The 25956-nt window shown below is 67.2% G+C and carries 22 protein-coding genes and 1 pseudogene; 18 read left to right on the plus strand and 5 right to left on the minus strand.

All coding sequences use genetic code 11. The features are described 5' to 3' along the window. The first annotated feature begins 130 nt into the window (after nucleotides 1-130). The 7 genes from nadB to ACFW3F_RS07150 all read left to right on the plus strand — a co-directional run bounded on the left by nadB (nucleotide 131) and on the right by ACFW3F_RS07150 (nucleotide 6365). Nucleotides 131-1786, plus strand: coding sequence for an L-aspartate oxidase (nadB, locus tag ACFW3F_RS07120; RefSeq protein WP_388055707.1), 1656 nt, complete (start codon nucleotides 131-133; stop codon nucleotides 1784-1786). A gap of 21 nt (nucleotides 1787-1807) precedes the next feature. Beyond that, entirely contained in the window at nucleotides 1808-2173 is a 366-nt protein-coding gene (locus ACFW3F_RS07125; protein WP_388055709.1) for a hypothetical protein, read from the plus strand. 180 nt (nucleotides 2174-2353) lie between these two features. Further along, nucleotides 2354-3202, plus strand: coding sequence for a hypothetical protein (locus tag ACFW3F_RS07130; RefSeq protein ID WP_388055711.1), 849 nt, complete (start codon nucleotides 2354-2356; stop codon nucleotides 3200-3202). A gap of 134 nt (nucleotides 3203-3336) precedes the next feature. Further along, nucleotides 3337-3630 carry a metal-sensitive transcriptional regulator gene (locus ACFW3F_RS07135; protein WP_004020389.1) on the plus strand — a complete coding sequence of 98 codons (294 nt, stop codon included), beginning with the start codon at nucleotides 3337-3339 and terminating at the stop codon, nucleotides 3628-3630. A gap of 56 nt (nucleotides 3631-3686) precedes the next feature. Continuing rightward, on the plus strand, nucleotides 3687-3893 hold the full coding sequence (locus tag ACFW3F_RS07140) for a heavy-metal-associated domain-containing protein (protein ID WP_388055713.1): 207 nt from the start codon (nucleotides 3687-3689) through the stop codon (nucleotides 3891-3893). A 1-nt stretch (nucleotide 3894) separates the two neighbouring features. Beyond that, complete coding sequence (locus ACFW3F_RS07145) at nucleotides 3895-4080, plus strand: hypothetical protein (protein ID WP_388055714.1); 186 nt, start codon at nucleotides 3895-3897, stop codon at nucleotides 4078-4080. Continuing rightward, a complete protein-coding gene (locus tag ACFW3F_RS07150) occupies nucleotides 4077-6365 on the plus strand; it encodes a heavy metal translocating P-type ATPase (protein ID WP_388055716.1) in 2289 nt (762 codons plus the stop codon). Before ACFW3F_RS07145 ends, ACFW3F_RS07150 begins: the two co-directional genes overlap by 4 nt. A gap of 87 nt (nucleotides 6366-6452) precedes the next feature. Here ACFW3F_RS07150 and ACFW3F_RS07155 read toward each other — a convergent pair whose 3' ends face one another. Next, nucleotides 6453-7925 (minus strand): FAD-binding protein, encoded by a 1473-nt coding sequence (locus ACFW3F_RS07155; RefSeq protein ID WP_388055718.1) that lies wholly within the window; start codon nucleotides 7923-7925, stop codon nucleotides 6453-6455. 141 nt (nucleotides 7926-8066) lie between these two features. Here ACFW3F_RS07155 and ACFW3F_RS07160 point away from each other — a divergent pair, with 141 nt between their 5' ends. The 9 genes and pseudogenes from ACFW3F_RS07160 to ACFW3F_RS07200 all read left to right on the plus strand — a co-directional run bounded on the left by ACFW3F_RS07160 (nucleotide 8067) and on the right by ACFW3F_RS07200 (nucleotide 18450). Further along, nucleotides 8067-9665, plus strand: a complete 1599-nt coding sequence (locus ACFW3F_RS07160; RefSeq protein ID WP_388055720.1) for a molybdopterin-dependent oxidoreductase — start codon at nucleotides 8067-8069, stop codon at nucleotides 9663-9665. A gap of 357 nt (nucleotides 9666-10022) precedes the next feature. After that, nucleotides 10023-11150, plus strand: coding sequence for a Re/Si-specific NAD(P)(+) transhydrogenase subunit alpha (locus ACFW3F_RS07165; RefSeq protein ID WP_388055722.1), 1128 nt, complete (start codon nucleotides 10023-10025; stop codon nucleotides 11148-11150). Then, nucleotides 11150-11455 (plus strand): NAD(P) transhydrogenase subunit alpha, encoded by a 306-nt coding sequence (locus ACFW3F_RS07170; RefSeq protein WP_006358004.1) that lies wholly within the window; start codon nucleotides 11150-11152, stop codon nucleotides 11453-11455. Before ACFW3F_RS07165 ends, ACFW3F_RS07170 begins: the two co-directional genes overlap by 1 nt. Then, on the plus strand, nucleotides 11452-12984 hold the full coding sequence (locus tag ACFW3F_RS07175) for an NAD(P)(+) transhydrogenase (Re/Si-specific) subunit beta (protein ID WP_388055724.1): 1533 nt from the start codon (nucleotides 11452-11454) through the stop codon (nucleotides 12982-12984). The genes ACFW3F_RS07170 and ACFW3F_RS07175 overlap by 4 nt, the downstream gene beginning before the upstream one ends. A 443-nt stretch (nucleotides 12985-13427) precedes the next feature. Then, nucleotides 13428-13862 carry a nitroreductase family deazaflavin-dependent oxidoreductase gene (locus ACFW3F_RS07180; RefSeq protein WP_388055726.1) on the plus strand — a complete coding sequence of 145 codons (435 nt, stop codon included), beginning with the start codon at nucleotides 13428-13430 and terminating at the stop codon, nucleotides 13860-13862. A gap of 168 nt (nucleotides 13863-14030) precedes the next feature. Beyond that, nucleotides 14031-14259 (plus strand): annotated as a pseudogene (locus tag ACFW3F_RS07185) (HNH endonuclease); the annotation flags it as partial. Between the two features lie 177 nt (nucleotides 14260-14436). Further along, complete coding sequence (locus ACFW3F_RS07190; protein ID WP_388055728.1) at nucleotides 14437-14895, plus strand: DoxX family protein; 459 nt, start codon at nucleotides 14437-14439, stop codon at nucleotides 14893-14895. Between the two features lie 123 nt (nucleotides 14896-15018). Beyond that, nucleotides 15019-16008, plus strand: coding sequence for a YdcF family protein (locus tag ACFW3F_RS07195; protein ID WP_388055730.1), 990 nt, complete (start codon nucleotides 15019-15021; stop codon nucleotides 16006-16008). Nucleotides 16009-16143: 135 nt separating this feature from the next. Next, nucleotides 16144-18450: a SulP family inorganic anion transporter gene (locus ACFW3F_RS07200; RefSeq protein ID WP_388055732.1), complete on the plus strand. Its 2307-nt coding sequence runs from the start codon at nucleotides 16144-16146 to the stop codon at nucleotides 18448-18450. A gap of 15 nt (nucleotides 18451-18465) precedes the next feature. Here ACFW3F_RS07200 and ACFW3F_RS07205 read toward each other — a convergent pair whose 3' ends face one another. After that, nucleotides 18466-19218, minus strand: coding sequence for a metallophosphoesterase (locus tag ACFW3F_RS07205; RefSeq protein WP_388055733.1), 753 nt, complete (start codon nucleotides 19216-19218; stop codon nucleotides 18466-18468). Between the two features lie 426 nt (nucleotides 19219-19644). Here ACFW3F_RS07205 and ACFW3F_RS07210 point away from each other — a divergent pair, with 426 nt between their 5' ends. Both ACFW3F_RS07210 and ACFW3F_RS07215 read left to right on the plus strand, forming a co-directional pair. Then, the gene (locus ACFW3F_RS07210) at nucleotides 19645-20124 is read left to right on the plus strand and encodes a MarR family winged helix-turn-helix transcriptional regulator (protein ID WP_388055735.1); all 480 of its coding nucleotides are present in this window, start codon (nucleotides 19645-19647) and stop codon (nucleotides 20122-20124) included. A 19-nt stretch (nucleotides 20125-20143) separates the two neighbouring features. Further along, complete coding sequence (locus ACFW3F_RS07215) at nucleotides 20144-21850, plus strand: MDR family MFS transporter (protein ID WP_388055737.1); 1707 nt, start codon at nucleotides 20144-20146, stop codon at nucleotides 21848-21850. Nucleotides 21851-22316: 466 nt separating this feature from the next. On the opposite strand, the gene ACFW3F_RS07220 is transcribed toward ACFW3F_RS07215, so the two are convergent. The 3 genes from ACFW3F_RS07220 to ACFW3F_RS07230 all read right to left on the minus strand — a co-directional run bounded on the left by ACFW3F_RS07220 (nucleotide 22317) and on the right by ACFW3F_RS07230 (nucleotide 25894). Beyond that, nucleotides 22317-22613 (minus strand): hypothetical protein, encoded by a 297-nt coding sequence (locus tag ACFW3F_RS07220; RefSeq protein ID WP_388055739.1) that lies wholly within the window; start codon nucleotides 22611-22613, stop codon nucleotides 22317-22319. A 118-nt stretch (nucleotides 22614-22731) separates the two neighbouring features. Further along, on the minus strand, nucleotides 22732-23496 hold the full coding sequence (locus ACFW3F_RS07225) for a dienelactone hydrolase family protein (protein WP_388055741.1): 765 nt from the start codon (nucleotides 23494-23496) through the stop codon (nucleotides 22732-22734). A gap of 28 nt (nucleotides 23497-23524) precedes the next feature. Further along, entirely contained in the window at nucleotides 23525-25894 is a 2370-nt protein-coding gene (locus ACFW3F_RS07230; RefSeq protein ID WP_388055743.1) for an ATP-dependent DNA ligase, read from the minus strand. Nucleotides 25895-25956: the final 62 nt, after the last annotated feature.

Genomic DNA, 25956 nt, shown 5'->3' on the forward strand with positions numbered 1-25956 from the left:
CTGCACGCGATCGGGGGTGTCGGCCGGTACAGCCGAGGGGTAAGGTTTTCGACTGGGAATCGAAAACGTGTCCCGGGTGTTGCCCCGGGAGCGGCGGCGGTATCGGATGCCGCGGCGAGAGGCGGTTGACATGAGCGGGTCCACACGCGCGAGCGCCGAGGTCGACCAGACGGTCCGCGCCGACCTGGTGGTGGTGGGTGCCGGGATCGCCGGACTGACCGCGGCGCTCTGGGCGGCCCGCGAAGGACTCCGGGTGGTCGTGCTCAACAAGGGTCCGCGCTGGGACGCCGACAGCCCGGAGCAACCCACCTCCACGTTCTACGCCCAGGGTGGTGTCGCGGTGGTCATGCCCGGCGCGGAGGCCGGAGACCCGGCGAACGCCGACTCGGTGGACCGCCACCTCGCCGACACGGTCGCCGCCGGCGGCGGACTCACCGACGCCACGACGTCGGGCCTCATTCTCGCCGACGGCTGGGCCTCGGTGTCGGCCCTCATCGGTTGGGGGGCCGACTTCGACCGGGACGCCGACGGTTCGCTGTTACGGACACGCGAAGGAGGTCATACCCGTCGGCGCATCATCCACGCCGGCGGTGACGCGACCGGCGCCGCGATCCAGCGCGCCCTGCACGAGGCCGTGCGACACGTGACCCGCGCAGGCGGGGATGCACCATCGATCCGGTTCCTCGACGACACGATCGCCACCGCGGTCCACCTCGACGACGGGCGGGCGATCGGTGTCGCCTGTCTGAGCGGTGGACGTCCCGGGTCGGTCGTGGCGCCGACCGTCCTGCTCGCGACCGGTGGAACCGGGCACCTGTACGCCGCGACCACCAATCCGGCCGGCGCAACCTGCGACGGCATCGCGCTGGCACTGCGGGCCGGGGCCGAGGTGGCCGATCTCGAGTTCATCCAGTTCCACCCGACGATGCTCTACACCGACGGTGCGCGGGGGCGGCGGACGCTCATCAGCGAGGCCGTACGCGGTGAGGGCGGCCGACTGGTCGACGTCGACGGCCGGTCGGTCACCCGCGGGGTCCACCCGATGGGTGATCTCGCGCCGCGCGACGTCGTGGCCGATGCGGTCCAGACCGCGATCGAGCTCACCGGACATCCGTGCGTCTATCTCGACATCGGCGACGTGCGCGACTTCGAGGCCCGCTTCCCGACGGTGACCGCCGGAGTACGCGCGGCCGGGCTCGATCCGGCGTCCGGCCGTATCCCGGTCGTGCCGGGAGCCCATTATCTGTGCGGCGGTGTCGTCACCGACGAGTCGTCCCGCACCGCGGTCGACGGATTGCTCGCGGCGGGCGAGGTCGCACGCACCGGTCTGCACGGTGCCAACCGCCTGGCATCGAACAGTCTCCTCGAAGGACTGGTGATGGGTCGTCGCGCGGCAGGCGTGGCAGTCGCGAGGCGTGACGTCCCGATCCCGGAGCACGCCGACCGGCCGGTCGAGCAGCCGGTCCCGATCCTGGATCGCGCCCGGTTGCAGGACACGATGACGCGTCATGTCGCCCTGCGACGGTCGTCGTCGGGGCTGGCCGCGGCTGCCGACACGATCTCCGCCGCGCCTCGTCGGGTGGCCGGGTCGGCGCGAGACGTCGAGGACGCGGCGCTCACGCTCACCGCCTCTGCGGTCGTCGCTGCGGCGGCCGCGCGGACCGAGTCGCGGGGCGCGCATGTCCGCACGGATTTCCCGTTGACCGCCGACGTGGCGGAGTCGCGACTGTTCCGGATCGTCGACGGTGAATTGCGTGAGGCCCGCCCTGCAGGCGTGCCCGCCTGAGGGGCGACCGGTCAAGGCGGTGTGCGCGCGGACGACGCTGCGGTGCTGATCGGGCACGACTGGGGTGCGATGACGGCGAACGCGGTCGCGCACCGCGACGACAACCCGTACGCGGCGGTGGTCCCGATGTCGGTGTGCCCGTGCCGGAACTTCGACGCTCGATCGCTGGTGGCGTATCTGCATGGAGCCGACGACGGGTGCATGCGGTCGCGCTTCACCGACCATGTCCGCGAGGTGTTGCCGGCCGGCAGTGCGGCCGCGGTCGTCGCCGGGGCGGGTCATTTCCTGCATCTCGACCGACCGGATGAGGTGAACGCGAGGAGCCTCGCGTTGGTCAGTTCAGACGCGCGGGACCAAGGGGTGGCACCGGACCGGCCCGGTTCGTAGACTGACCCGCGGGATCGTCACCACACCGTGGCCACCGGGGCGGCCACCGCACCTGCATGCCGGGGGGCTTGCTACCGGGTCGGCTCGACGCCGCCGGGCACGAGAAGACCACCGTGCGCGCGACAGTGGTGTGGTCGCTCGAAGATCTCGCGGCGATGCAAGGCATGAAGGGGAGTCCGTATGAACGGCGAGGGCTGTTGGTCGACGGTGGTGTGCCGGCCGGCCGAACGCGCGGCGCTGGGACTGTCGGGAGACTCCGATTGGTTGCTGCAGTGCCGGCTGGCGATCGGTCACCGGGGCAATCACGCCACCGATGCGAGCACGCACCCGCGGCATGACCGTCGGCTGTGGCTCGAGTGGAACGACTTCGACGACCGCGCGCAGTCCCTCATCGAACGCAACCCCTGCCCGGTCCCGTCCCCCGAGGGTGCGGCCTGTGTGTTCTTCGCCGGACACGGCGGGCCGCACTTCTACGCACGCAGCAACGGGCACGCTCCGTCGGTGATGACCGGCGCGGGCGCACCCAATCCGCAGGTCGTGGCTCCTGACCGCGCTGTCGATCCGCTGCGACAGCCTCCGCCACGGATGGGGTCGCACCGCCTGCCCGACTCGCACCCGGCCGCGTCGCTGCCGGCGCAGCCGTCGGCGCCCGTCGAACCGGATCCGTATGCGCCGTATCGCGGCGGGCGGCGTTCGACCAATGTCGAGCCCATGGCGGCCGAGGACTATCAGGGCCGACGCCACCGGACCGACGGGTACGACGTCGCCTACTCGCCGACGCCCGACCCCGCCGGGCCCCCCGTCGCCCCGTTCGACGGACATGCGCCGAACGGCCCCGCAGTCGACGGACCGGTGTTCAGCGGGCCGGGTTCGGACTCGCCGGGCATCCCTCCGGGAAACCTCCCGGCCGTGCCGGGCCCGGATCCCGGCGCCCAGGAATTCGACGCTGCGCGGGTCGCTGCCATCGGTGCAGCACTCGACGAGGTGGCCACCGCCCTGGCGAAGCTGGCTGCTGCCCTGCGCTCGTAGGGGTCTCGTACCGTGCCTCTGTACCCGCGGTGACGTTGGCGTACTGACGGATACGGTAGGGGGGTACCGTTGTCGGCCACATGCTGGTATATCTGGTCGGGCATACCCGTGAGGGGTATCCGGACGGGAGAATCATGGACGAGCACCAGCACGGCTATATCGGCCGGAAGGACGATTACCTCCGCCGACTGAAGCGCATCGAGGGTCAGGCGCGCGGGCTCCAGCGCATGGTCGAGGAAGACACCTACTGCATCGACATCCTGACGCAGGTCTCGGCGATGACCAAGGCGCTGCAGGCCGTCAGCCTCGGTCTGCTCGAGGAGCACATGGCCCATTGCGTGGTGCATGCCGCGCAGGAGAGCGACGAGGCCGGCAAGGCCAAGGTGGACGAAGCCATGGCCGCGATCACGCGCCTGGTCAAGTCCTGACCCGCCCGCGTCCGAATCCTTCCCCCACCAGCCGCAACAATCCGAGGACCACACACATGAGCACCACCAGCAACTACACCGTCACCGGCATGACCTGCGGCCACTGCGCCGCGTCGGTCCGCGAGGAGATCGAGGCACTGCCGGGCGTGACGAAGGTCGAGGTCACCGTGGACGACGGCTCGGTGCGGGTCGCGGCCGAGCGTGAACTCGGACGAGACGAGGTCGCGGCGGCCGTCGCCGAGGCCGGTTACGCGTTGGTCTGACATGAGGTCCGCTCTCACCGGGCCCCTGGCCTACGTCGTGGTGTTGGTCGCAGTTGTCGCGATCGCATTCGGCGTCGGCCGCGCGTGGGGGCCCGACGTCGAACCGGTGACCCACGACGCGCCCTCGCACGGCGTCGTCGTCACCGACGAGCCGTCGTCAGCGCCGCACGGAGGTGACCACCCGTGACCGCGGGCACCGACCAGCTGGTCGACCTCGACATCTCTGGCATGACCTGCGCATCCTGCGCCAACCGCATCGAACGCAAACTCAACAAACTCGACGGCGTGACCGCGTCGGTCAACTACGCGACCGAGCGCGCACACGTCGAGGTGCCCGTGGGCCTCGCGGCCGACGATCTCGTCGAGGTGGTCCGCGCCGCGGGCTACGACGCGTCGCCGATCCTGCCCGACCCACCGGCGGGCGCCGCGGAACCATCGCTGTCGGGGTCCGGCGATTCCGAACTCGACAGTCTCCGGCAGCGCCTCATCGTGTCGGCCGTTCTGTCGGTGCCGGTGATCGCCCTCGCGATGGTCCCGTCGCTGCAGTTCACCTACTGGCAGTGGCTGTCCCTCACGCTGGCCGCACCGGTCGTCGTGTGGGGCGCCTACCCGTTCCATCGCGCGGCGTGGGTCAACCTTCGCCACGGCGCGACGACGATGGACACCCTCGTGTCCGTCGGCACCCTCGCAGCGTTCGGATGGTCGCTGTACGCGCTGTTCCTCGGCACCGCGGGCACTCCCGGACTGACGCACGGTTTCGATCTGCTGCCGCAGCGGACCGACGGGTCGTCGCACATATATCTCGAAGCCGCTGCGGGTGTCACGACCTTCCTCCTCGCCGGGCGCTACTTCGAGAAGCGCGCCAAGCGGCGCGCCGGTGATGCCCTGGCCGCCCTGATGGATCTCGGGGCCAAGGACGTGGTCATTCGGCGACCCGGGGGCGCCGAATCCCGAATCCCCATCGCGCAGTTGGCAGTCGGCGACGAGTTCGTCGTCCGGCCCGGGGAGAAGATCGCCACCGACGGCATCGTCGTTGACGGTGCGTCTGCGGTCGACGCGTCGATGGTCTCCGGCGAATCGGTGCCGGTCGAGGTCACCACCGGCGATTCGGTGGTCGGTGCGACGGTCAACACCAGCGGCCTGCTCGTCGTGCGCGCGACCGCCGTCGGTTCCGACACCGCACTCGCCCAGATGGCCCGCATGGTGACGGCGGCGCAGGAGGGCAAGGCCGACGTCCAGCGACTCGCCGATCGGATCTCGTCGGTATTCGTCCCAATAGTGATCGCGATCTCGCTTGCCACACTGGGCTTCTGGCTCGGGGTGGCGTCGACCACCGACTTCGCCGGTGGCGATGTCACCTTCGCGTTCACCGCCGCCGTCGCGGTCCTCATCATCGCGTGCCCGTGTGCCCTCGGCCTCGCCACGCCGACCGCTCTGATGGTCGGTACCGGACGGGGTGCGCAGCTGGGCATCCTGTTGAAGGGCCCCGAGGTGCTGGAATCGACGCGGCGCGTCGACACGATCGTGCTGGACAAGACGGGCACCGTGACGACGGGAGAGATGTCCCTGTCCGGGATCACCGTCGTCGACGGCTATGACACCGAGCAGGTCCTGGGTTGGGCCGCCTCGGTGGAGTCGGGTTCGGAGCATCCGATCGCAACGGCCATCGTCGACGCCGGACACGACCACATCGATTCGCACGTCCGTGATTTCGTCTCCACGCAGGGGGCAGGCGTCGCCGGGATCGTCGGCGACCGGTTGGTGAGGGTCGTGTCGCCGAGCAAGGTCGACGTGGCCACGCCACGGTCACTCGACGATGCGGTGGCCACCGCCGAATCCGACGGCGCGACCGCGGTCGTCGTGCTGGTTGCCGAGCACGACTCCGACGATGCTCTCGGACAAGCGGTTCCGGTCGCAGTCCTCGTCGTGGCCGACCAGGTCAAACCGTCGTCGGCCGCGGCGATCGCCGAGTTCCGGCGGTTGGGTCTGACGCCGAAGCTGCTGACCGGCGACAACGAGGGGGCTGCTCGGGCCGTCGCGTCGAGCGTCGGTGTCGACGATGTCACCGCCGGTGTCAGTCCACGACGCAAACTCGAGGTGATCGCCGAACTGCAGCAGCAGGGTCACGTGGTGGCGATGGTCGGCGACGGGATCAACGACGCCGCCGCGCTCGCGCAGGCCGATCTCGGTCTCGCCATGGGTACAGGAACGGATGTGGCCATGGCCGCCAGCGACCTGACCGTCGTGAGCGGTGACCTGCGTGCGGTGGCGGACGCGATCGTCCTGGCGCGTCGAACCCTCGGCACCATCAAGGGAAATCTGTTCTGGGCCTTCGGCTACAACGTCGCGGCCATCCCGCTGGCCGCCGCCGGGATGTTGAATCCGATGATCGCCGGCGCGGCGATGGCACTGTCGTCGGTCTTCGTCGTCGGGAACAGCCTGCGACTCCGCGGGTTCACGCCGCGGCGCTGACCGGAATCCGCCCTCAGCGGCGACACCGACGCCATACTGTCGTCCGTGGACTGCTGGAGGGTGGTTTTCAGCCGGGGTGTCCGCCGGTCAGGCGCTGGTGCTCACCCGAGCGGCGGCGTGGCGTCCGGCACGGCGACCGAAGTAGGAACCCTCACCCAATTGCGTTCCGCTGCAATACCCCTTGCAGTCCTGTGCGATGTTGGTGGCACTGGCCCCGGCGGCGTAGAGGCCGGTGATCACCGCACCCGAGTCGTCGAGCACCTCGCCGTCGAGGGAGGTCGCCATGCCGCCCATGGTGAAGCCGGCGTACATTGCCTTGCCCAGTGACAGGTCGTAGACCGCCCAGGGTCCGGTGTCCTGGGGTTCGAGGAACTCGGCAGCCTTGTGGAAGTCGGGGTCTTCCTTCTTCGCGGCATTCTCGTTGTAGCGGGCCAGGGTTGCCTGCAACTTGCCTTCGGGGATCCCGAGGTCCCGTTCCATCTCCTCGATGGTCTCCCAGCCGTCGATCAGGGGAACCAGATAATTCTGCTTCTCGTTCATGTGCGACTCGTTGACGATGAGGTAGGCCGTCGAATCCGGCTGTTCGAGAACGAATCCCGAAGTCCGCGCGTGGTATGAGTCCTCGGTCACGAACCGCTCGCCGAACTTGTTGACGATGACGCCCATGACCATGCTGGCAGGCGGATAGATGGGGGCGGTGATGAATGCCTTGTCCATGTATTTCAGTGCGGCACCGGCGGACTGCCCCATTCGCAGGCCGAGGCCGTCGTCGTAGGTGTTGCCCAGCACGAACGGCTTCTCGGCGAGATGCGGGGTGTGTTCGGCGACCATGTCGGGGTTCATCACGAAGCCGCCGGCGGCGATGATGACCGAGTCCGCGCGGATGACGCCCTCCGCGTCTGGCGTCTTCCATGTCACGCCGGCGACGGCCCCGTTGTCGTCGACGACCAGTTGACGGGCGCCGGTCTCGTACCGGACCTCGGCGCCGAGCTCGTCGAGCCGGGCGACGAGCAGATCGATGACCAGCTTCGCGCCCCCGGTCTCCCCTGGTACCGGCACCTTGTGTCCGCGCGGCGCGGGCACGGCCTGGTCCTTGAACGGCCAGACCTTCTCGTTGCCGGTGAACATCAGTCCCTCGGTACCGGGCTGGATGACGGCCTTCTCCGGATAGAAGCTGCGCTCGAAGGTGAAGCCCAGACCCTCGAGCCAGTTGAAGTGGTCGACGCTGTCCACGCAGTACGCGTGGATCTTGTCGGCTTCGGGATCGAGCGACACCGCGGTGAGGTACTTCTCCATCTCCTCGACGGAGTCCTCCTGGCCGGTGGCCTGCTGTACTGCGGTGCCGCCGCCGAGATAGAAGAACCCGCCCGACAGCGAGGTGGTGCCGCCCGGTGCTGCGGCGCGCTCGAGGAGTAGTACGCGCGCCCCGTTGGCGGCGGCCTCGGCGGCGGCACACCCGCCGGCGATGCCGAACCCGATCACGACGACGTCGACCTCGTCAGAGAACTCACTCACCGAATCGAGTGCGACGGTCTCGGGGATCTCGGTACTGGTAGCCATGCCGCTCAGATTAGCGGACAAACTAGAACCTGTTCTAGTCGTTGATAACGATTGATGGTCCGGCGAGGCCCTCGGGTCACCAGTGGGTCTCGCAACGGTCGGCCCATGGTGTTTTCACAGGATTCTTCGCTATGAAGAAGTATGTCCTCTACTACGAAGCGCCGTACTTCCGCGGCAGCGCCGGCGCTGGCCGGGGTGGTCGCCGTCGGTGCGGCGCTGGCCGCCGGAGAGCTCGCGGCGGTCCCGGTGTCGCCGGACGCGTCCCCTTACTTCGCGGTGGGTTCGTCGGTCGTCGACCATTCACCCGAGGCGGTCCGCAAGTGGGCCATCGAGACGTTCGACGTGTACGACAAGCTCGCGCTGTTCATCGGGATGGGCGTCCTCATCGCCGTCCTCGCGGCGGTGTGTGGCTATCTCGAACGACGACGGCCACCGCTCGGCTGCCTCGTGATCGCCGCCTTCGGGCTCGTCGGAGTGGTCGCTGCGTTGAACCGTCCGGATGCGACCTGGACGCATGCGCTGCCGTCGGTGGTCGCGGGGGTCGTGGGCATCGTCGTGCTCCGGATCCTGATCGCCCAATTGGGTTCCGTACAGGTGGGTCCCGCCGACGGCGAGTCCGTAGAGGTGGACTCCGGGTCTGCCGAGGATCAGCCGAAGCCGGCTGCGCGGTCCGCTTTCACCCGTCGGTTCGTACTCACCGCCGGCGGTGTGGCGGCCGCCGCCGTCGTCGTCGGTGTGGTGGCAAGGCGAGTTCTCGCCGACACCGCGGGCGTCGTCGCCGATCGCGCCCGGGTGTTGTTGCCGCGCGCTGCCAGCCAGGCACCGCCGATCCCGGCCGGTGCAGACCTCGAGGTCCCGGGCGCAACGCCGTTCATGACCAGCAACGCGGACTTCTATCGGATCGACACAGCTCTCCAGGTCCCGACGCTCACCACCGGGGACTGGCAACTGCGAATTCACGGGGACGTCGACCGCGAGGTGACGCTGTCCTGGGACGATCTGCTCGCCATGCCGATGGACGAGCGGATCGTCACGCTCTCCTGCGTCTCCAATGAGGTCGGTGGCGACCTCGTCGGCAATGCGAAGTGGCTGGGAGTGCCGATGCGTGAGGTCCTGGGCCTCGCGGGTGTCCGCCCCGGCGCGGACATGCTCCTGTCCACGAGCGTCGACGGATGGACCTGTGGCACACCGATCTCGGCGGTCACCGACGATCGCGACGCACTCCTGGCGATCGGCATGAACGGCTCGCCGCTACCTCTCGAGCACGGATACCCGGTCCGGCAGGTGGTGCCGGGACTGTACGGGTACGTCTCGGCGACGAAGTGGGTCGTCGACTGGGAGGTCACGCGATTCTCCGAGGCCAAGGCCTACTGGACGACGCGCGGGTGGTCGGCGCTCGGTCCGATCAAGATGGCGTCGCGCTTCGACCGTCCGGCCGACGGCTCCGAACATCCGGCGGGCGAGGTCGTCGTCGCCGGCACCGCATGGGCCCAGCACACCGGCATCGAGCGCGTCGAGGTGCGCGTCGACCAGGGTCCGTGGCAGCCGGCTGAGCTCACCACGGAGTACAGCATCGACACCTGGCGGCAGTGGAAGTTCCGTTGGCAGGCGACGAAGGGCAATCACACCCTCGAGTGCCGGGCGATCGACCAGGAGGGCGAGCCGCAGATCGAGCGCTACCAGGCGCCGGCCCCCGACGGCGCGAGCGGGCTGGACGACCGCACGTACACCATCGTCTGATCACGGGCCCGTCGTAGCCGTTCGGCGGTCGCGACACGCCTGAGGACAACACCTGTGCAGACATCTGTCCAGAAATGCTGAAAACCCCAGCGTCAAGGGTTGAGTGAGGTATCCGACTCACCTGAGCTGTCGCTGAGAACGCATGTTATGTTCAACGCACCTTTATGTGAGCCGGGTGACAGCCAACCTGTCCTATCCGTGCACCTCGTGACCTGCGCCAGGTCGTCCGTTCCGCCGACACATGGCGGAGCTGCACGATCTGAGGGCGGGTCACCTCGTTGACAAGACGCGCCGAGTGCCGGCGCCGAACCGGCGGCGCGGCGGTGAGCCGTGCCGAATTCAGACAGGGTGAGACAGATGACAGTGGGTGTCGTGCGCGAGACGGCCGAGGGGGAGCGCCGCGTGGCGCTGGTCCCGAAGGTCGTCGCCGCGCTGGTGGGCAAGGGTGTGCCCGTCGTGGTGGAGTCAGGGGCCGGTCTCGGCGCTCTGATCCCCGACGAGGCGTACACCGAAGCCGGTGCGACGATCGGTGATCCGTACGGGACCGATGTGGTGCTGCGGGTGTCGCCGCCGTCGGATTCGGAGATCGCGAAGCTGCGAAGCGGACAGAAGCTGATCGGCTTCCTCGCGCCGCGGAACGCCGACAACCAGATCGGTACGTTGCGCGAGGCAGGTGTGGAGGCGTATGCGGTGGAGGCCATTCCGCGTATCTCTCGTGCGCAGGTGATGGACGCGCTCAGCTCGCAGGCCAACGTCGCGGGCTACAAGTCGGTGGTCGTGGCGGCGGATGTGTCGACGCGGTTCTTCCCGATGCTGACCACCGCCGCCGGAACCGTGAAGCCGGCGACGGTCCTGGTGCTCGGTGTCGGTGTGGCAGGACTGCAGGCACTGGCGACGGCCAAGCGCCTGGGCGCGCGGACCACCGGTTACGACGTGCGTCCCGAGGTCGCCGAGCAGGTCCGTTCGGTCGGCGCGCAATGGCTCGATCTGGGCATCGACGCCGCCGGTGAGGGTGGGTACGCCCGCGAGCTCACCGATGACGAGCGCGCGCAGCAACAGCAGGCGCTCGAAGACGCGATCAAGGGTTTCGACGTGGTGATCACCACCGCTCTGGTGCCTGGTCGTCCAGCGCCGCGCCTGGTGACCGCGGCCGCGGTCGAGGGCATGAAGCCGGGCAGTGTGGTCATCGACCTCGCCGGTGAGACCGGCGGCAACTGCGAGCTGACCGAACCGGGTCAGACCGTGGTCAAACATGACGTGACCATCGCCGCCCCGCTGAACCTGCCGGCCACCATGCCCGAGCACGCCAGCGAGCTGTACTCGAAGAACCTGCTGGCGTTGATCGAGCTGATGCTCGACGACAACGGCACCATCACACCGGATTTCGACGACGAGGTCGTCGCGGCCGCGTGTGTCACACGTGAGGCCGGCGCCGGGAACGACGTGAGCGGGCCGAAAGACGATCAGCAGGAGGTGTCTGCCTGATGTATTCCGGACTTCTCGCGAATCTCGCGATCCTGGTGCTCGCCGGGTTCGTCGGCTTCGCCGTCATCTCCAAGGTTCCCAACACCCTGCACACGCCGTTGATGTCGGGCACCAATGCCATTCACGGCATCGTCGTGCTCGGCGCACTTGTGGTCCTGGGCAAGTTGCCCGCCGACGCCGGGTGGGGTGTGCGCATCATCGCCTTCGTCGCGCTGGTGTTCGGCACGCTCAACGTGATCGGTGGCTTCGCGGTCACCGACCGGATGCTGGGCATGTTCAAGGGTAAGAAGGAGGCGGCCAAGTGAACGGCTCGCAATTGGTACTCGCGGCGGGCGCGCACACCCCGAGCGAGGGCGTCGCCTATCTGGTGACCGCGCTCTACATCGTCTCGTTCTCCCTGTTCATCTACGGCCTGATGGGTCTGACCGGACCCAAGACCGCGGTGCGCGGCAACTGGATCGCCGCGGTGGGCATGGGTCTGGCCGTCGCCGCGACCCTGCTCTACGTGTGGAACGAGGGCGCTGTCGGTTCCGATGGGCACTCGACCGAGGGCGTGCCCACCATCAACTGGGTACTGATCGCGGTCGGCCTCGCTCTCGGTGTGGCGCTGGGTATCCCGCCGGCCCTGAAGACCAAGATGACCGCGATGCCGCAGCTGGTCGCGCTGTTCAACGGCGTCGGCGGTGGCACCGTCGCGCTCATCGCATGGGCCGAGTTCATCGAGACCTCAGGGTTCTCGACGTTCCACAACATCGAACCCGCTTCGCCGCTCGTGATCGGTTCGCTGATCGCCGCGATCATCGGCTCCATCTCGTTCTGGGGATCGCTGGTGGCTTTCGCGAAGCTGCAGGAGATCATGCCCAAGGGCCTGGAGAAGACCTTCGTCTCCAACGCCAAGCTGTTCCAGGCCGCCAACATCGTGCTGCTCATCGTCGCACTCGGTGTGGCGATCTACCTCGGAGTCGACGCGTCGAACGGTGGGGGCGCGAGCATCTGGTGGATGGTCGGTCTGCTGGTCGCCGCGGGCGTGATGGGACTGTTCGTGGTGTTCCCCATCGGCGGCGCGGACATGCCGGTGGTGATCTCGCTGCTCAACGCGATGACGGGTCTCTCGGCTGCGGCCGCGGGTATCGCGCTGGACAACACGGCGCTGATCGTGGCCGGCATGATCGTCGGTGCCTCCGGTTCGATCCTGACCAACCTCATGGCCAAGGCCATGAACCGGTCGATCCCGGCCATCGTGTTCGGCTCCTTCGGTGGTGGCGATACCGCTGCCGCAGGTGGTCCCGGTGCCGAGGGTGGCACGGTCAAGGCGACCTCGGCCGCCGACGCCGCGATCCAGATGGCCTACGCCAACCAGGTCATCGTCGTTCCCGGTTACGGTCTGGCCGTGGCCCAGGCCCAGCACGCGGTCAAGGAGATGGCGAAACTGCTCGAGGCCAAGGGCGTCGAGGTCAAGTACGCGATCCACCCGGTTGCCGGCCGCATGCCCGGTCACATGAACGTGCTGCTGGCCGAGGCCGACGTCGAGTACGACTCGATGAAGGAGATGGACGACATCAACGGCGAATTCAGCCGGACCGACGTCGCCATCGTCATCGGCGCCAACGACGTCACCAACCCCGCCGCGCGCAACGATCCGAGTTCGCCGATCCACGGCATGCCGATCCTCAACGTCGACGAGGCGCGATCGACCATCGTGCTCAAGCGGTCGATGAGTTCGGGTTACGCCGGCATCGAGAACCCGCTGTTCTTCGCCGACGGCACCAGCATGCTCTTCGGTGACGCCAAGAAGAGCGTCGACAGCGTCATCGAGGAACTGAAGGCGCTCTAGCGGTTTCACGCACCTCCCCGAGGCCCCGGCAACCGTTCTGGTTGCCGGGGCCTCGTACGTTCTTGCTCCGCTCCCTGAGGTGCGGGGAGCGCAAGCCGCCGGGCCGAGCAAGCGACGAAGGAGCGCGTCGAGGTCGACGAGCCTCGAAGGGCTCGGTGAGACACGTTGCTAAACCCTTCGTGGCTCGCTTCGCTCGCACCTCAGGGAGCAGGGGGTGGCCCTCCGCAAGTTCCAGGCGCTCCTCAGGGAGCAGTGGGTGGCCCTCCGCAAGCTCCGGGCGCTCCTCAGGGAGCAGTGGGTGGCGCTTCCGCAAGCTCCGGGCGCTTCTCCGGGAGCGGGACTGGTCGCGGTGTCCAGTCGTGATCGAGCAGGAATCGAGAAGCCGTCGGCCTGTCGACGCCGTTACTGTCGGCTCACCATCGGATAACCCATCGGAGGAAGTCATGTCCCTGTCACTGCGGTCCCTGTCACTCTGGTATCAGCGAAAGATGAACGAGCGCACAGTCACCCGCATCCGGAAGAAGTCCGGATCGATGTGGGGGATGGAGATGCTCATCCTGCGCACGACCGGTCGGCGCTCAGGTCTCGCGCGCGAGACGCCGCTGAGCTGGTTCGCCGACGGTGACGACTGGCTGGTCGTCGCATCGGGTGGCGGCGATCGGAACCCGGACTGGTTCGCGAACCTGACGGCCCATCCCGATGGCGTGTCGGTCGAGCGCCACGGGGAGGAGCCGGTGGCCGTGCGGCCGGTCGTACTCGACGCGGATGAGCGCGCGACGGCGTGGAACCGGGTGGTCGACGCGCAACCGAGATACGCCAAGTACCAGAGGAAGTCATCGCGGGAGTATCCACTCGTCAAGCTGGTTGCCTCTCGGTAGTGATCTCCGGCCAGGATCGAGACCGCCCGGAGACGGCGCGCGGCGCGGTTGATGGGGTACCTCGAGAGTGTTCCGCGGAACACTCGTGACCTCGGGTTGAGCCCGAGAGATTATCGGTGCCGGGCGATACATTTCTTCTGTTCCCTTCGTTCGGTTCAGGGGGTTGCGCTGGGGGTCAGTGCTTTTCGTTGCGGTGGGGACTTGTCGTCGATGCATCGATGATGCTGATCCGGTGTCGTTGCCTGATGAGGTTCTCGAGGCGAGGGTGTTGGGGTATGCCGCGCAGATCACGGCTCTGACAGCGGATCTTCGTGGACTGGTGGGGGAGTTGGATGAGCGGGAGTCGTGGCGGGGGCCGGGGATTCATTCGCTGGCGCGCTGGCTGTCGTGGAAGGCCTCTGCATGCCCATCATGTGCAGTTCTGGTCGGCGGCGTAGTCGTCGGGTCGTCGTCGCGCTACTTCGGAAAGCCGGACCGTCCTCGAGGATGTGCAGTCCGGTTCGGCGATGAGTTCTGACGAGTAGGCATGTCTATCCCTGCACAACACACTCGCACGAGCCGCCAGGAGAACATCATGAGCCGCAACACCGTCACCAAGGACACCGCCGACCCGACGACCACGACCCCCGCGTCCGACGTGCCGCAGCCGGCACGCCGGAACAGGCGTCGCACAACAGGAATCGTTATCAGTGTGCTGGTCGGGGCCTTCCTGACCTTCGATGTCGTGATCAAGCTGACGAGGCCGCAGGAGGTGGTCGATTCGATGGCGAAGCTCGGTTTCCCGATCGATCAGGCACTGGTGATGGGTGTCGTGCTGCTCGTCTGTCTCGTCGTCTACGCCATCCCGCGCACCGCAGTCCTGGGCGCCCTCGGGATCACCGCCTATCTCGGCGGTGCGGTCACGGCGAACATGCGCATCGAGGCGCCGCTCTTCGACACGGTCTTGTTCGCCGTCTACTTCGGCGTGCTGATGTGGATCGGGCTGGTCCTGCGCCGCCCCGAGTTGCTGAAGGTGGTCGGCCTCAAGCGCTGAGCGGCTCCGACCTCCTGTTCGACGGCCCCGCACCCGTTACCGATCTGGGATCGGACGGGTGCGGGGTCGTTGTGCACTTCTCGTACTGTTACGCGAGTGACTGGTGTGACCAGAGTTAAGCGGATGAAGCTGGCGGCTGCGGCAACGATCGCGGTAGCCGGACTCGGTGGCGTGGCGGTCGGGACCCTGCCCGGGCCCGACGCCTCCGTGGTGACGACCGCTTCGGCGATCGATCCGGCGGGTCTGTACAACAACGCGCAGTCGAAGTTCGCCGGGGGCGATGTGGCGGGGGGTCTCGAACTCCTGCAGCAGGTCCTCGCGGTGGCCCCGGCTGACTCTGATGCACTTGCACTGCAGACGATCTGGTCGGACCAGCTGGACGACGTCGTTGTCGGCCGCTCGGCTCTCAACCGGCTGTCGATGATGAACCCGGCGCTGGCGACCACCGCGCGCAACATCATCTCGGGTGTCGCGACGGCCGCGCAGATCGTTCCGAGTACCACTCCTAAGCCGGTGTCCGGCCGAGTGGCCATCGTCGTACTCGGATACGGGCTGAACGCGAACGGGAAGATGGCGCCGGAGCTCGTCAATCGGGTGTCCGCGGCGAAGGCTCAGTCCGAGGTGACGACCGGTGCACCCATCGTGGTGACCGGAGGTGTGCCGAAAAACGGCGTCACCGAGGCGGCAGCGATGCGGAAGTGGCTCGTGGACAACGGGATCGCTGCGAGCCGCATCCTCACCGAGGACAAGTCGGGGTCGACCGTCGGCAATGCGCAGAACACCGCCGAGATCCTGCGGGCGCAGGGAATCCGCGACATCGTGCTCGTCACCTCTCCCAACCACATCCGACGCGGTGCGGCGGACTTCGGGGCAATGGGACTACGTGTCGTCGGGTCACTCACCACCGCGACGGACCTCGAGAAGTACCAGACCCCGCTGGCCAAGTCGCAGCAGACCGGCATCAGGCTCGAAGCGACCCGGACCGCGCGTATCCCGGCCACCCACGAGCCCGGTCTGCTGCCGCAGAACCTCCCCGAGACCGGCCCCGGCCTCATCCCGGAGATCGGCGGCAAGATCCTCCAGGAGCTCCTGAAGGCGGGATCGTCGGCCTGACGACCCGATCTCAGCGCACCCGGGCGCGGATCGCGGTGAAGTGAATCACAGTGCTGCCCTGCTGCCCTGCGGTTTCACAGCAGGTCGACGCATGAGTTCATCTGGAGTCAACAATCCGTCGGTAGCGTCGGACATATGCGAAAAAAGGGGAGTCGGGGCCCCGGAATTCGCGAGGTGATGCGGTACGACTTGCCGGCATCTCTCGTGGTTTTCCTTGTGGCTCTTCCATTGTCATTGGGTATCGCGATTGCATCCGATGCCCCCGTGTTGGCCGGGCTCATCGCAGCTGTCGTCGGCGGAATCGTGGCGGGAATGATAGGCGGTAGCGCACTACAGGTTTCGGGTCCGGCCGCCGGGCTGACCGTGGTGGTGGCCGACATGGTCGCCAACTTCGGTTGGCGCGTCACCTGTTTCATCACCGTGTGTGCGGGAGTGTTGCAGATCCTGTTCGGACTGAGCCGGGTTGCGGGAGCTGCATTGGCCATCGCACCGGTGGTCGTCCACGCCATGCTCGCCGGCATCGGCATCACCATCGCGTTGCAGCAGGTCCACGTACTGCTGGGCGGCAGTTCGGCGAGCAGTGCCTGGGAGAACGTGACCTCGCTGCCCGCGGGCCTGGCCGACATCGAGACGTCGGATGCCCTGGTGGGCGGCACCGTGATCGCCGTTCTGCTCATCTGGCCACTGCTGCCGGCTGCGGTGCGCAAGGTGCCCGGCCCGCTCGTCGCGATCGTCGGTGCCACGGCGCTGGCCATCGTCTTCGGTCTGGATGTCGAACGGGTCAGCATCGACGGCAACTTCTTCGAAGCGATCACGCTCCCCGAACTGCCGGACAGCAGCTGGGGCGCAGTTCTTCTCGGAGTGTTGACGGTCGCACTGATCGCGAGCGTCGAGTCGCTGTTGTCGGCGGTCGCGGTGGACAAGATGCACACCGGTGCGCGAAGCGATCTCAACCGTGAGCTGCTCGGACAGGGCAGTGCGAACATCACGTCGGGGATCCTCGGCGGACTGCCGGTCACCGGCGTGATCGTGCGCAGCACCACCAACGTCAACTCCGGGGCTCGGACCTCGGCGTCGGCGGTGATGCACGGTGTGTGGGTGCTCGTCTTCGCTGCACTCCTCACCGGGCTGGTGGAGCAGATACCGATGGCGGCCCTGGCAGGTCTGCTGGTGGTCATCGGAATCCAGCTGGTCAAGCTGGCGCACATGCGAATTGCCCTGCGTACGGGCGATCTGTGGGTCTACGTCATCACCGTGGTGGCGGTGGTGTTCCTGAATCTGCTCGAGGGTGTGGGCATCGGCTTGGCCGTGGCGATCGGAATCGTCGTCTGGCGAGTTGTCCGTGCCGAGATCATCTCCGAGCCAAGCGGTGTCGAGGGCTCGCGACAGTGGACGGTGCGCGTTCGAGGCTCGTTGAGCTTCCTGTCGCTGCCGAAGCTCAACAAGGCCCTGACAGCCGTGCCGGACGAGGCGCACCTGACACTCGAACTCGACACCGACTTCCTCGACCACGCGGCGTCGGAGATGCTCGAGGACTTCCGCTGGGCGCATGAGGCGGGCGGTGGCACGGTGCTCGTCGTCGAGAAGGGCCGGGCCCGTCTCGTCGATGCCCCTCGCCGGCCACCGCGGCGCCATACCTCTGGCTTCGCCGGCCTGACGCCATGGCGCAACCGAACCGAGTCGGAGGCGTCGGTGACTCCGGACCGTCCGGCCGCGCTCCGATCGGTGCTCGGCGGCGTCGACGAGTACGAGAACGAGCATGCCGACGCCCTTCGTGCGATGCTCGCCGATGTCACCGAGTCGCAGGATCCCGATTCGTTCTTCGTGACATGTGCCGATTCGCGGTTGCTGCCCAACATCATCACCGCGAGTGGCCCGGGTGATCTGTTCACCGTGCGCAACGTGGGCAACCTGATACCGACCCGCAGCGACGATGTATCAGTAGAAGCCGCACTCGAATTCGCCATCGTCGAGTTGGGAGTGTCGTCGATCGTGGTCTGCGGACACTCGTCGTGCGGGGCTATGCACGCGCTGCTCGACGGCGAGCAGTCCGCGGACGACGCCGAGGAGTCGATGGCCTCGGAGACCGGGGCCGGGCGGACGCCCATCCAGCGCTGGCTGCGGCACGCCATCCCCAGCCGGGTGGCGTTCCGGCACGGACATCCGGCCGGGCGCGCCGCCGCCGAGCTGGGTCTGGCCGAGGTGGATCAACTGGCCGTGGTGAACGTGGCGAAGCAGATCGAGACACTGGCCCGGCACCCGCTCGTCGGCCGCGCCGCGGCAGAAGCGCGGCTGCGCATCGTCGGACTGTACTTCGACATCGCGACCGCACGGGTCTACGAGGTCACCTCGCAGAGCATCGCACCGGTCACCGGTGACGATTCGGCCGGCTCGCCCCGCTCCCGGCGCCGCGACCGGGAGACGACGTCCGCACCTTCATGACCGAGTGGGCACGCGTCAGAACATCACCGATCGGAAGTGGGTGACGAACCGCTCGTCGTCGTAGAGGTGGAACGCGATCCCCGGCGGCTGACCGCGATTGACGACGTCCCGGCCTTCGAAAGGGAGGTTCAGCGTCGACGACACACCCGGTGCAACGCACAGGGGGCGGTCGGCGAAGGTGGTCACCGCCGGGGTGTGCGCATGTCCGCACAGGAACGCGACGATGTTCGGGTGTCGCCCGACCAGGGCCGCGAGACGTTCCTCGTCACGCTGGCGGATCGAGTCCATGAATGGCATGTGCAACTCGACCGGCGGATGGTGGAAGGCGATGAACACCGGGGTGCCGGCAGTCGTCGTGCCGAGCTGATCCGACAACCAGGCAATCGTCGCGTCGTCGAGGCGGCCGTCGTTGCGTCCGGGAATCGAGCTGTCGCACATCAGGAACAACACGTCGGAGCCGTCGCGTCCGCGCACCGTCCGGGCGTGATTGATCGGTCCGGAGGTCTCGGTGCCGATAAGGGCCGCGCTGAACGGTTCGCGGATGTCGTGGTTGCCTGCGGTGATCAACATCGGCAGCGGACTGTCGAGCACCCCGTGGGCCTCGCGGTATTCGCTCGCGGCACCCTCATCGGCGATGTCGCCGGTGACCAGCAGGACGTCGATCCCGGCGGCGCGAGCATTGATGTAACTCAGCGCGGCCTGGATGCGGGCCCGATTGAACCGCGTCCCGTTGAAATGCAGGTCGCTGATGTGGGCGACAACGAACACGAAGAGCTCCTGTCACGGTTCCTGACTCCCACGAGGCTAACCGCAGCCCGCGTCCGACGGCGCATCGCCTCGGGAGCGCGAGGCACACGGCACTTTGGCGCCATCGATGTGGCTCAGCCCGCTTCGTCGTGCCGGCTGTTGTAACGCCCGACGATCCGTGAGCGACATCGGTGGTGAGTCGCCGACCTGCCAACCCCCGACCCGGCAGGTCGGCGACCGCTTTCTCTCCTGTCGATGTCGAGCTTCGGTGCGGTGGACGCAACACTCTGCGACACCGTCTGGCGACATCTGGCTGTCGGTCTCTGGTAGCCGACTCCGAGCCGGTTGCATTCTCCGGCCGTCGCGCGCACACTTGCGACGGGCAACTAGTTGCACTGTGCAACTAATTGCAAAGAGAAAGTAAAGATTCGCGTAAAGGGGGCGCTGATGCTCGATCAACAGGCGATCGACGACCTGTTCGAGACGTTGCTGCGCTTCGTCCGAATCCGCGAGCGCGCGGTCCACACCACGTTCCGAACCCACGAGGGGGAGTTCGAGGCGGCCGCGTTCAAGGCGCTGTTCCCGCTCTCCCGACGGTCGATGCGGTCCCGTGAGCTCGCCGAGACGATGAATGCCGATCCGTCGACGGTGAGCCGTCATGTGGCTCAACTCGTGGATCTCGGACTGATCCACCGCGAGGCGGACCCCGACGACGGACGGGCCACCCTCCTCGTCATCACCGACGCCGGCCGGGACCGTGTTCTGGCGATGCGCGAGATGCGACGATCGGCGATGGCCGACGTCATGTCCGAGTGGACCGACGACGAACTCCACACACTCGTTGGGCTTCTCGGCCGTTTCGTCGATGCCGCCGACGCGGCCCTCAACCCCGCGTGTCCGGCTCGTAAGCCGGACGCGGATGCGTGAAACCCCTGAAAGGACAGCAATGACAGACTCCTCGGCGGCTGCCGAAACGGCGGCACACGACGATGAGGTCGCCGGGGCCGGGTTGACCCATCGGCAGATCCTGACCATCCTTGCCGGACTCATGATGGGCATGTTCCTCGCCGCCCTCGACCAGACCATCGTGTCGACCGCGATCCGAACCATTGCCGACGACCTGCAGGGCTACGACATGCAGGCCTGGGTGACCACGGCCTACCTCGTCACCGCGACGATCGTGACTCCTCTGTACGGCAAGCTGTCCGACCTTTACGGTCGCAAACCCTTCTTCCTGCTGGCGATCTCGATCTTCATCGTGGGTTCGTTGCTGTGCACGATCGCCACGTCGATGTACGAGCTGGCCGCGTTCCGCGCATTCCAAGGGCTCGGTGCGGGCGGTCTGATGACGCTGGCGCTGACCACGATCGGTGACATCGTGCCGCCGCGCGAACGCGCCAAGTACCAGGGCTACTTCCTCGCCGTGTTCGGCACCTCCAGTGTGCTCGGTCCGGTCCTCGGCGGCCTGTTCGCCGGACAGACGACGATCCTCTGGGTCTCGGGGTGGCGGTGGGTGTTCCTGGTCAACGTGCCGATCGGGCTCGTCGCGCTGTTCGTCGTCTACAAGGTGCTCAACTACGACCAGCAGAAGGGTGTCGGTGGGCGTACCGACTACTGGGGCGCGACGGCGCTCGCCGTCGCGGTGGCGCCGCTGCTCATCGTCGCCGAGCAAGGACGCCAGTGGGGCTGGAGCTCTGGGCTGTCCATCCTCTGCTACGGAGTCGGCGTGATCGGCATCGCCGCATTCATCTGGATCGAGCACAGAATGGGTGACGACGCACTGATCCCGTTGCGCGTCTTCCAGAATCGGGTGTTCAGCCAAGGCATCGTCATCTCGGTCATCATCGGTGCGGTCATGTTCGGTGGTATCTCGATGCTGCCGCAGTACTTCCAGGTGCTTCGCGGATCGAGCCCCATGATCGCCGGGCTCCAGATGCTGCCCATGGTGCTCGGACTCATGACCGGCTCGATCCTGTCGGGCCAGCTGATCTCGCGTACCGGTCGCTACAAGATCTTCACGATCATCGGCGCGGTGCTGATCACCACGGGCACCTTCCTCCTGCACCTGGTCGGTACCGAGACCCCGGTCTACCTGGTCATGCTGATGGCCGCGCTGCTCGGCTTCGGCCTCGGCAACCTGATGCAACCGATCACCCTTGCGATGCAGAACATCCTGCCGCCCACGGACATGGGACTGTCCACCGGTACGGCCACCTTCTTCCGCCAGATCGGCGGAACCCTCGGCGTCGCGGTCTTCTTCTCGATGCTGTTCTCCTTCATGGGCCCCAGCATCAGCGACGAGATGGCCTCGGCGGCAACCCAGCCCGAATATCGGGCTGCGGTCGTGCAGGCTTCGCAGAGCAGTGACCCCCAGGTCAGCGCGTTCGGGAAGTCACTGATCGCGGCCGCCCAGAACCCCGGCGCCGCAACGGGTTCATCGGACAGCGTCATGAGCGACACCTCGGTCATCGAGAAGCTGCCGGCCGAACTGGCACAACCCATCAAGGAGGGTTTCGCCAATTCGATGGACCGGGTGTTCCTGGCGGTGTCGATCATCTCGCTGCTGGCCATCATCGGCACGATCACCTGGAAGGAACTCCCGCTGCGCCAAGGGCGCCCGATCGGCGAACCGGAGCCGACGACCGCCTCGTGACAACGCCCCCTGCTCTCTGATCCGAGAGAACTGCTGAACCGCTGCTCCCCGAGGTGCGAGCGACATGCGAGTCATCCCCTTGCTCCCTAATCCGAAAGAACCGCATAACACCTGGTCCCTGAGGTGCGAGGAACGCAAGCGACGAGCCACGAAGGGCTCGGCGAGACACGTTGCTACCCCCTTCGAGGCTCGCTTCGCTCGCACCTCAGGGAGCGGAGGGGTGTGCTTCTCGTACCTCAGGGAGCGGAGGGGTGTGCTCCTCGTACCGCAGGGAGCAGCGGGGTGTGCTCGTCCACGTCAGGGAGTGGTGCGCCAGATGGGCCCGAACTTCCGCCCTGTAGGTGGGTGGCACCGCAAAAGCGCTACCTGCCTCGATAGGCGCTAGTTGCAGATAGCGCGGCTGATGGGAAGTAGCGCTTATCTGAAAGGGCGACTCCGAGGTGGCAGCCCAAGTGTTTCGTGACCCTCAGGAGGCGCGGGCGGTGGGGAGATCGGTGGCGTAGCGGATCACCGAATCGACTCGGCCGAAGCGCCGTTCGATGATCACGATCGCCTCGGCGAGCTGCTCGGGATCGTCGACATCGGCCACGAGCGCCGTGGTGTACCCGTTGTTGCGCACCATGAACGGCAAGACGGCAGAGTACTCGCTGCTGACGACGGCCACCGGGATGTCGAGGCGGAACAGGGTGTGGGCGTAGTCGATGGCGGCGGGGTCTTCGAGGACCACGAGCGGGACGGAGGCGGTGTTCTTGCTTCTTCTCATGTGTCGAGAGTGGACTCGTAGTGTGGGGTCGGGTTCGGAATCTTCTGTGGATTGGCTGTGAACGTCATCGCGACAGTGCATCTGACTGTTTGCTGTCCGGCCGGAAGCCGGAACCGACTCACTCGGACAAGGTCCTGCGGAACAGGGCCTCCAGTTCGGTGAAGTGATGTTCGCAGGCCTCGTGATGGTAGGCCTCCAGGTCGGACATCGTATAGCCGTGCGGTGCACCGGGATAGACGGTCGCCGAGTGCGCGACGCCGCCGCCGGTCAGGGCGTGCTCGAACTGGGCCACCGCCGTGGCGGGTAGCGATCGGTCCTTGTCGGCATGGATGGCGAGCACGAAGGCGTCGATGCCGACGAGATGCAGATGCGGACTGTCACGGTCGTCGGTGACCAACCCGCCGGTGTGGAACAGGCCCACCGCGGCCACGTCGTCGGGCCGGGCGGCGGCGATGTTCAGCGCAAACCGCCCGCCCATGCAGTAACCGGTGACACCGACGGGCCCGGGAGCGACGCCCGGCAGGGACCGCAGCGCGTCGAGGTAGGCGACGAGGTCGGGACGTACCGCGTCGGGAGTGAGCGTCCGGGCCCGTGGCATGGCGGAGGCGAAGAACGCGGCCCGCGCCTCGGGCAGGAGAAGGTCATCGGTGGGGGCCCACTCGGTGGCGGACCCATACCGATGGAACAGGTGGGGCACGAGCACGACGTATCCCCACGACGCGATGCGGTCGGCCATGGCCTCGATCCGCGGCCGCAGCCCGATCACGTCGGTGAGGAACAGGACACCGGGCTGGAGGGTGTCGCCCGATGGTGAATCCGGCCGCGCCACATAGGCCTCGGTGTCGGCGTCGGCCGCGGCGATGGTGATCGTCTCACCGGTCATGGGCTTCACTCCTGTCTTCGTCTCGGCGTCAGAGGTCGCCGGGAAGTTTGTCCCGCCGGATTCCGCGCCAGCTGGGGTGACGCAGGTGGCCGGCCGTCGTCCAGTCCATGAAACGGACCTCGCCGACGATCTTGGGCAGGACCCACACCGCGCTCGACGCGACGGGACGGTCGAGTTTGTCGAGGAACGGCGACCGCGAGATCTCCAGCGGGCCGAGTTCCTCGGCGAGCGAACGCAGCTGTGCGTCGGTGAATCCGGTGCCGACCCGTCCGACGTAGCGGAGTCCGGTCTCCTCCGGCAGACCGATGAGCAGCGACCCGATGGTGTTCGCGCGGTTGCCGCGCCCCGGTCGATATCCGCCGACGACGACCTCGATGTCGCTCCAGTTCTTGTGTTTCAGCCAGGTCGTCGAGCGCCGTCCCTGCTGATACACCGAGTTACGGCGTTTGGCGACAACACCTTCCAGATTGTGTTCGCGGCTGTACTCGACGGCAGCAGACCCCGGCGCGGGGAGCAGCGGCGGCACTTCGACGAAGGCTGAGTTGCGGAAGGCAGGGGCCAGTTCCTCCAGCAGTTCGCGTCGGGCCGACCACGGCTTACGCAGCAACGAGGAGCCGTTGAGGAACAGGATGTCGAAGAGGTGGAGCCGCAACGAATACGGCTCGTCGGTGTGCCTGCGCGAGGTCAGAAGGGTGAAGTTGGTACGGCCGGAGGAGTCGATGGCGACGACCTCACCGTCGAGCACGACGTCCATCAGGCCGAGATCGTCTGCGAGCCCGCCGAGTTCGGGGAAATCTGCGGTCATGTCGATACCCGATCGGGAGGTGAGCCGGAACTCGCCGCCGACCGAGCGGACGAGGAGCCGATACCCGTCCCACTTTCCCTCGAATGCCCAGTCACGACCGTTGAGCCCGTCGATCGACTCGTCGGTGGCGAGCATCGGACGCGGGTCGGTGAGGCTGTCGGGGACGATCGGACGCGGCTCGTCGCTCATGAGGTGGGCGAGCCAGTTCTTCTCGCCGGTCCGGATCAGTGCGTATCGGCCCTGCACGCGCTCGCCGTGGAGGCGCACGATGACCTCTTTGTCGCGCCACTTCTCGAGCTCGAATGTGCCCTTGTCCCAGATGGACACGTGGCCGCCGCCGTACTCGCCCGCCGGGATGTCGCCTTCGAAGTCGGCGTAGTCCATCGGATGGTCCTCGGTCTGCACCGCGAGTCGATTCTGATCGGGGTCGGTGGGCAGGTTCTTCGGCACGGCCCACGACACCAGGACGCCGTCGTGCTCGAGCCGGAAGTCGTAGTGCAGCCGGCGGGCGTGATGTTCCTGGATCACGAAGATCGGTGCCCGGTCCGTCGCCGGCTCCGCGGAATCGGTCTCTTCCGGGGGGCCCTCGGCTTCGACGCGCTGCCGGTGCGCCTCGTCGCCGAAGGGTTCGGGCGTCTTCGACTGATCGCGCTTGCGCCGATACTCCTTCAGGTTGATGACCTGGCCCGCCGCCTGCTCGACGACGGGTTCGGGCTCGTCGTCATAGGGATCGTCGAGTCCCTCGAGGAGGTCACCGAACTCCTCCACCCGGTCCAGCACCTCGGTGTAGAGCAGTTGGGAGAGGGCAGGGTCCTCCATCTCCTCCCAGGTGCGCGGGGCGGCCACCCACGGCTGCTCGCGTCCGCGCAATGAGTACGGGGCGAGTGTGGTCTTGGCGGCGGTGTTCTGGCTCCAGTCGATGAAGACCTTGTCGTCACGCAGCGACTTCGACATCTTGGCGGTGATGAAATCACTGTGCTGGCGGGCGAACTCGTTGGCGACCTCCTGGGCCACCTTGCGCGCCGCATCCGACGGCACGGGTTTCGGGAGCCGCGCGTAGAGGTGGATGCCCTTGCCGCCGCTGGTCACCGGGTAGGTCGTCGCCCCGCCGAGCCAGTTGCGGATCTCGCACGCCACCTCCGCGGTCCGGTGCAGCGGCACCTGTGGACCTGGATCGAGGTCGAAGACGATGCGGTTGGCCATGGGCGCGCCGTCGGGCCCCATGGGGAGCCGCCACTGCGGCGTGTGGATCTCGAGCACAGCCATCTGGGCCAGCCAGACCAGCGTGGCGCGATCGTCGGCCATCGCGTAGGAGATGACCCGCTCGCTGTGCTGGATGCCGTGGCGTCGAATCCAGTCCGGTGCGCTGTCGGGCACGTTCTTCTCGAAGAACGGGGTGGACTCGACGCCGTTGGGCCACCGTTTGCGGGTGATGAGGCGACCCCGCACGTGGGGCAGGAGGACGTCGGCGATGCGCGAGTAGTAGTCGATGACCTCGAACTTTCGGGTCCCCGCCGCCGGATAGAGCACCTTCGAGAGATTGGTGATCGAGATCCGTCGGCCGTCGACCTCCAGAGTCTCGCCGCCTGCCATGCCGTCCATTGTCCACAACGTCGGCCGAGAACGTCTCGCTGCTTGCCGCCATCTGACCCCAA

Origin of the sequence: Gordonia sp. NPDC058843 (genome assembly GCF_042743165.1) — a bacterium.
Taxonomy (GTDB): Bacteria; Actinomycetota; Actinomycetes; order Mycobacteriales; family Mycobacteriaceae; genus Gordonia.

What these genes read in the sequence shown, in the direction of transcription:
- ACFW3F_RS07210 (WP_388055735.1), top strand. Translation starts at nt 19,645, where the DNA reads ATGCTCGATCAACAGGCGATCGACGACCTGTTCGAGACGTTGCTGCGC.
- ACFW3F_RS07230 (WP_388055743.1), bottom strand. Translation starts at nt 25,894, where the DNA reads ATGGCAGGCGGCGAGACTCTGGAGGTCGACGGCCGACGGATCTCGATC.
- ACFW3F_RS07195 (WP_388055730.1), top strand. Translation starts at nt 15,019, where the DNA reads ATGAAGCTGGCGGCTGCGGCAACGATCGCGGTAGCCGGACTCGGTGGC.
- ACFW3F_RS07220 (WP_388055739.1), bottom strand. Translation starts at nt 22,613, where the DNA reads ATGAGAAGAAGCAAGAACACCGCCTCCGTCCCGCTCGTGGTCCTCGAA.
- ACFW3F_RS07140 (WP_388055713.1), top strand. Translation starts at nt 3,687, where the DNA reads ATGAGCACCACCAGCAACTACACCGTCACCGGCATGACCTGCGGCCAC.
- nadB (WP_388055707.1), top strand. Translation starts at nt 131, where the DNA reads ATGAGCGGGTCCACACGCGCGAGCGCCGAGGTCGACCAGACGGTCCGC.
- ACFW3F_RS07160 (WP_388055720.1), top strand. Translation starts at nt 8,067, where the DNA reads ATGTCCTCTACTACGAAGCGCCGTACTTCCGCGGCAGCGCCGGCGCTG.
- ACFW3F_RS07145 (WP_388055714.1), top strand. Translation starts at nt 3,895, where the DNA reads ATGAGGTCCGCTCTCACCGGGCCCCTGGCCTACGTCGTGGTGTTGGTC.
- ACFW3F_RS07180 (WP_388055726.1), top strand. Translation starts at nt 13,428, where the DNA reads ATGTCCCTGTCACTGCGGTCCCTGTCACTCTGGTATCAGCGAAAGATG.
- ACFW3F_RS07200 (WP_388055732.1), top strand. Translation starts at nt 16,144, where the DNA reads ATGCGAAAAAAGGGGAGTCGGGGCCCCGGAATTCGCGAGGTGATGCGG.
- ACFW3F_RS07155 (WP_388055718.1), bottom strand. Translation starts at nt 7,925, where the DNA reads ATGGCTACCAGTACCGAGATCCCCGAGACCGTCGCACTCGATTCGGTG.
- ACFW3F_RS07225 (WP_388055741.1), bottom strand. Translation starts at nt 23,496, where the DNA reads ATGACCGGTGAGACGATCACCATCGCCGCGGCCGACGCCGACACCGAG.
- ACFW3F_RS07170 (WP_006358004.1), top strand. Translation starts at nt 11,150, where the DNA reads ATGTATTCCGGACTTCTCGCGAATCTCGCGATCCTGGTGCTCGCCGGG.
- ACFW3F_RS07215 (WP_388055737.1), top strand. Translation starts at nt 20,144, where the DNA reads ATGACAGACTCCTCGGCGGCTGCCGAAACGGCGGCACACGACGATGAG.
- ACFW3F_RS07135 (WP_004020389.1), top strand. Translation starts at nt 3,337, where the DNA reads ATGGACGAGCACCAGCACGGCTATATCGGCCGGAAGGACGATTACCTC.
- ACFW3F_RS07130 (WP_388055711.1), top strand. Translation starts at nt 2,354, where the DNA reads ATGAACGGCGAGGGCTGTTGGTCGACGGTGGTGTGCCGGCCGGCCGAA.
- ACFW3F_RS07190 (WP_388055728.1), top strand. Translation starts at nt 14,437, where the DNA reads ATGAGCCGCAACACCGTCACCAAGGACACCGCCGACCCGACGACCACG.
- ACFW3F_RS07165 (WP_388055722.1), top strand. Translation starts at nt 10,023, where the DNA reads ATGACAGTGGGTGTCGTGCGCGAGACGGCCGAGGGGGAGCGCCGCGTG.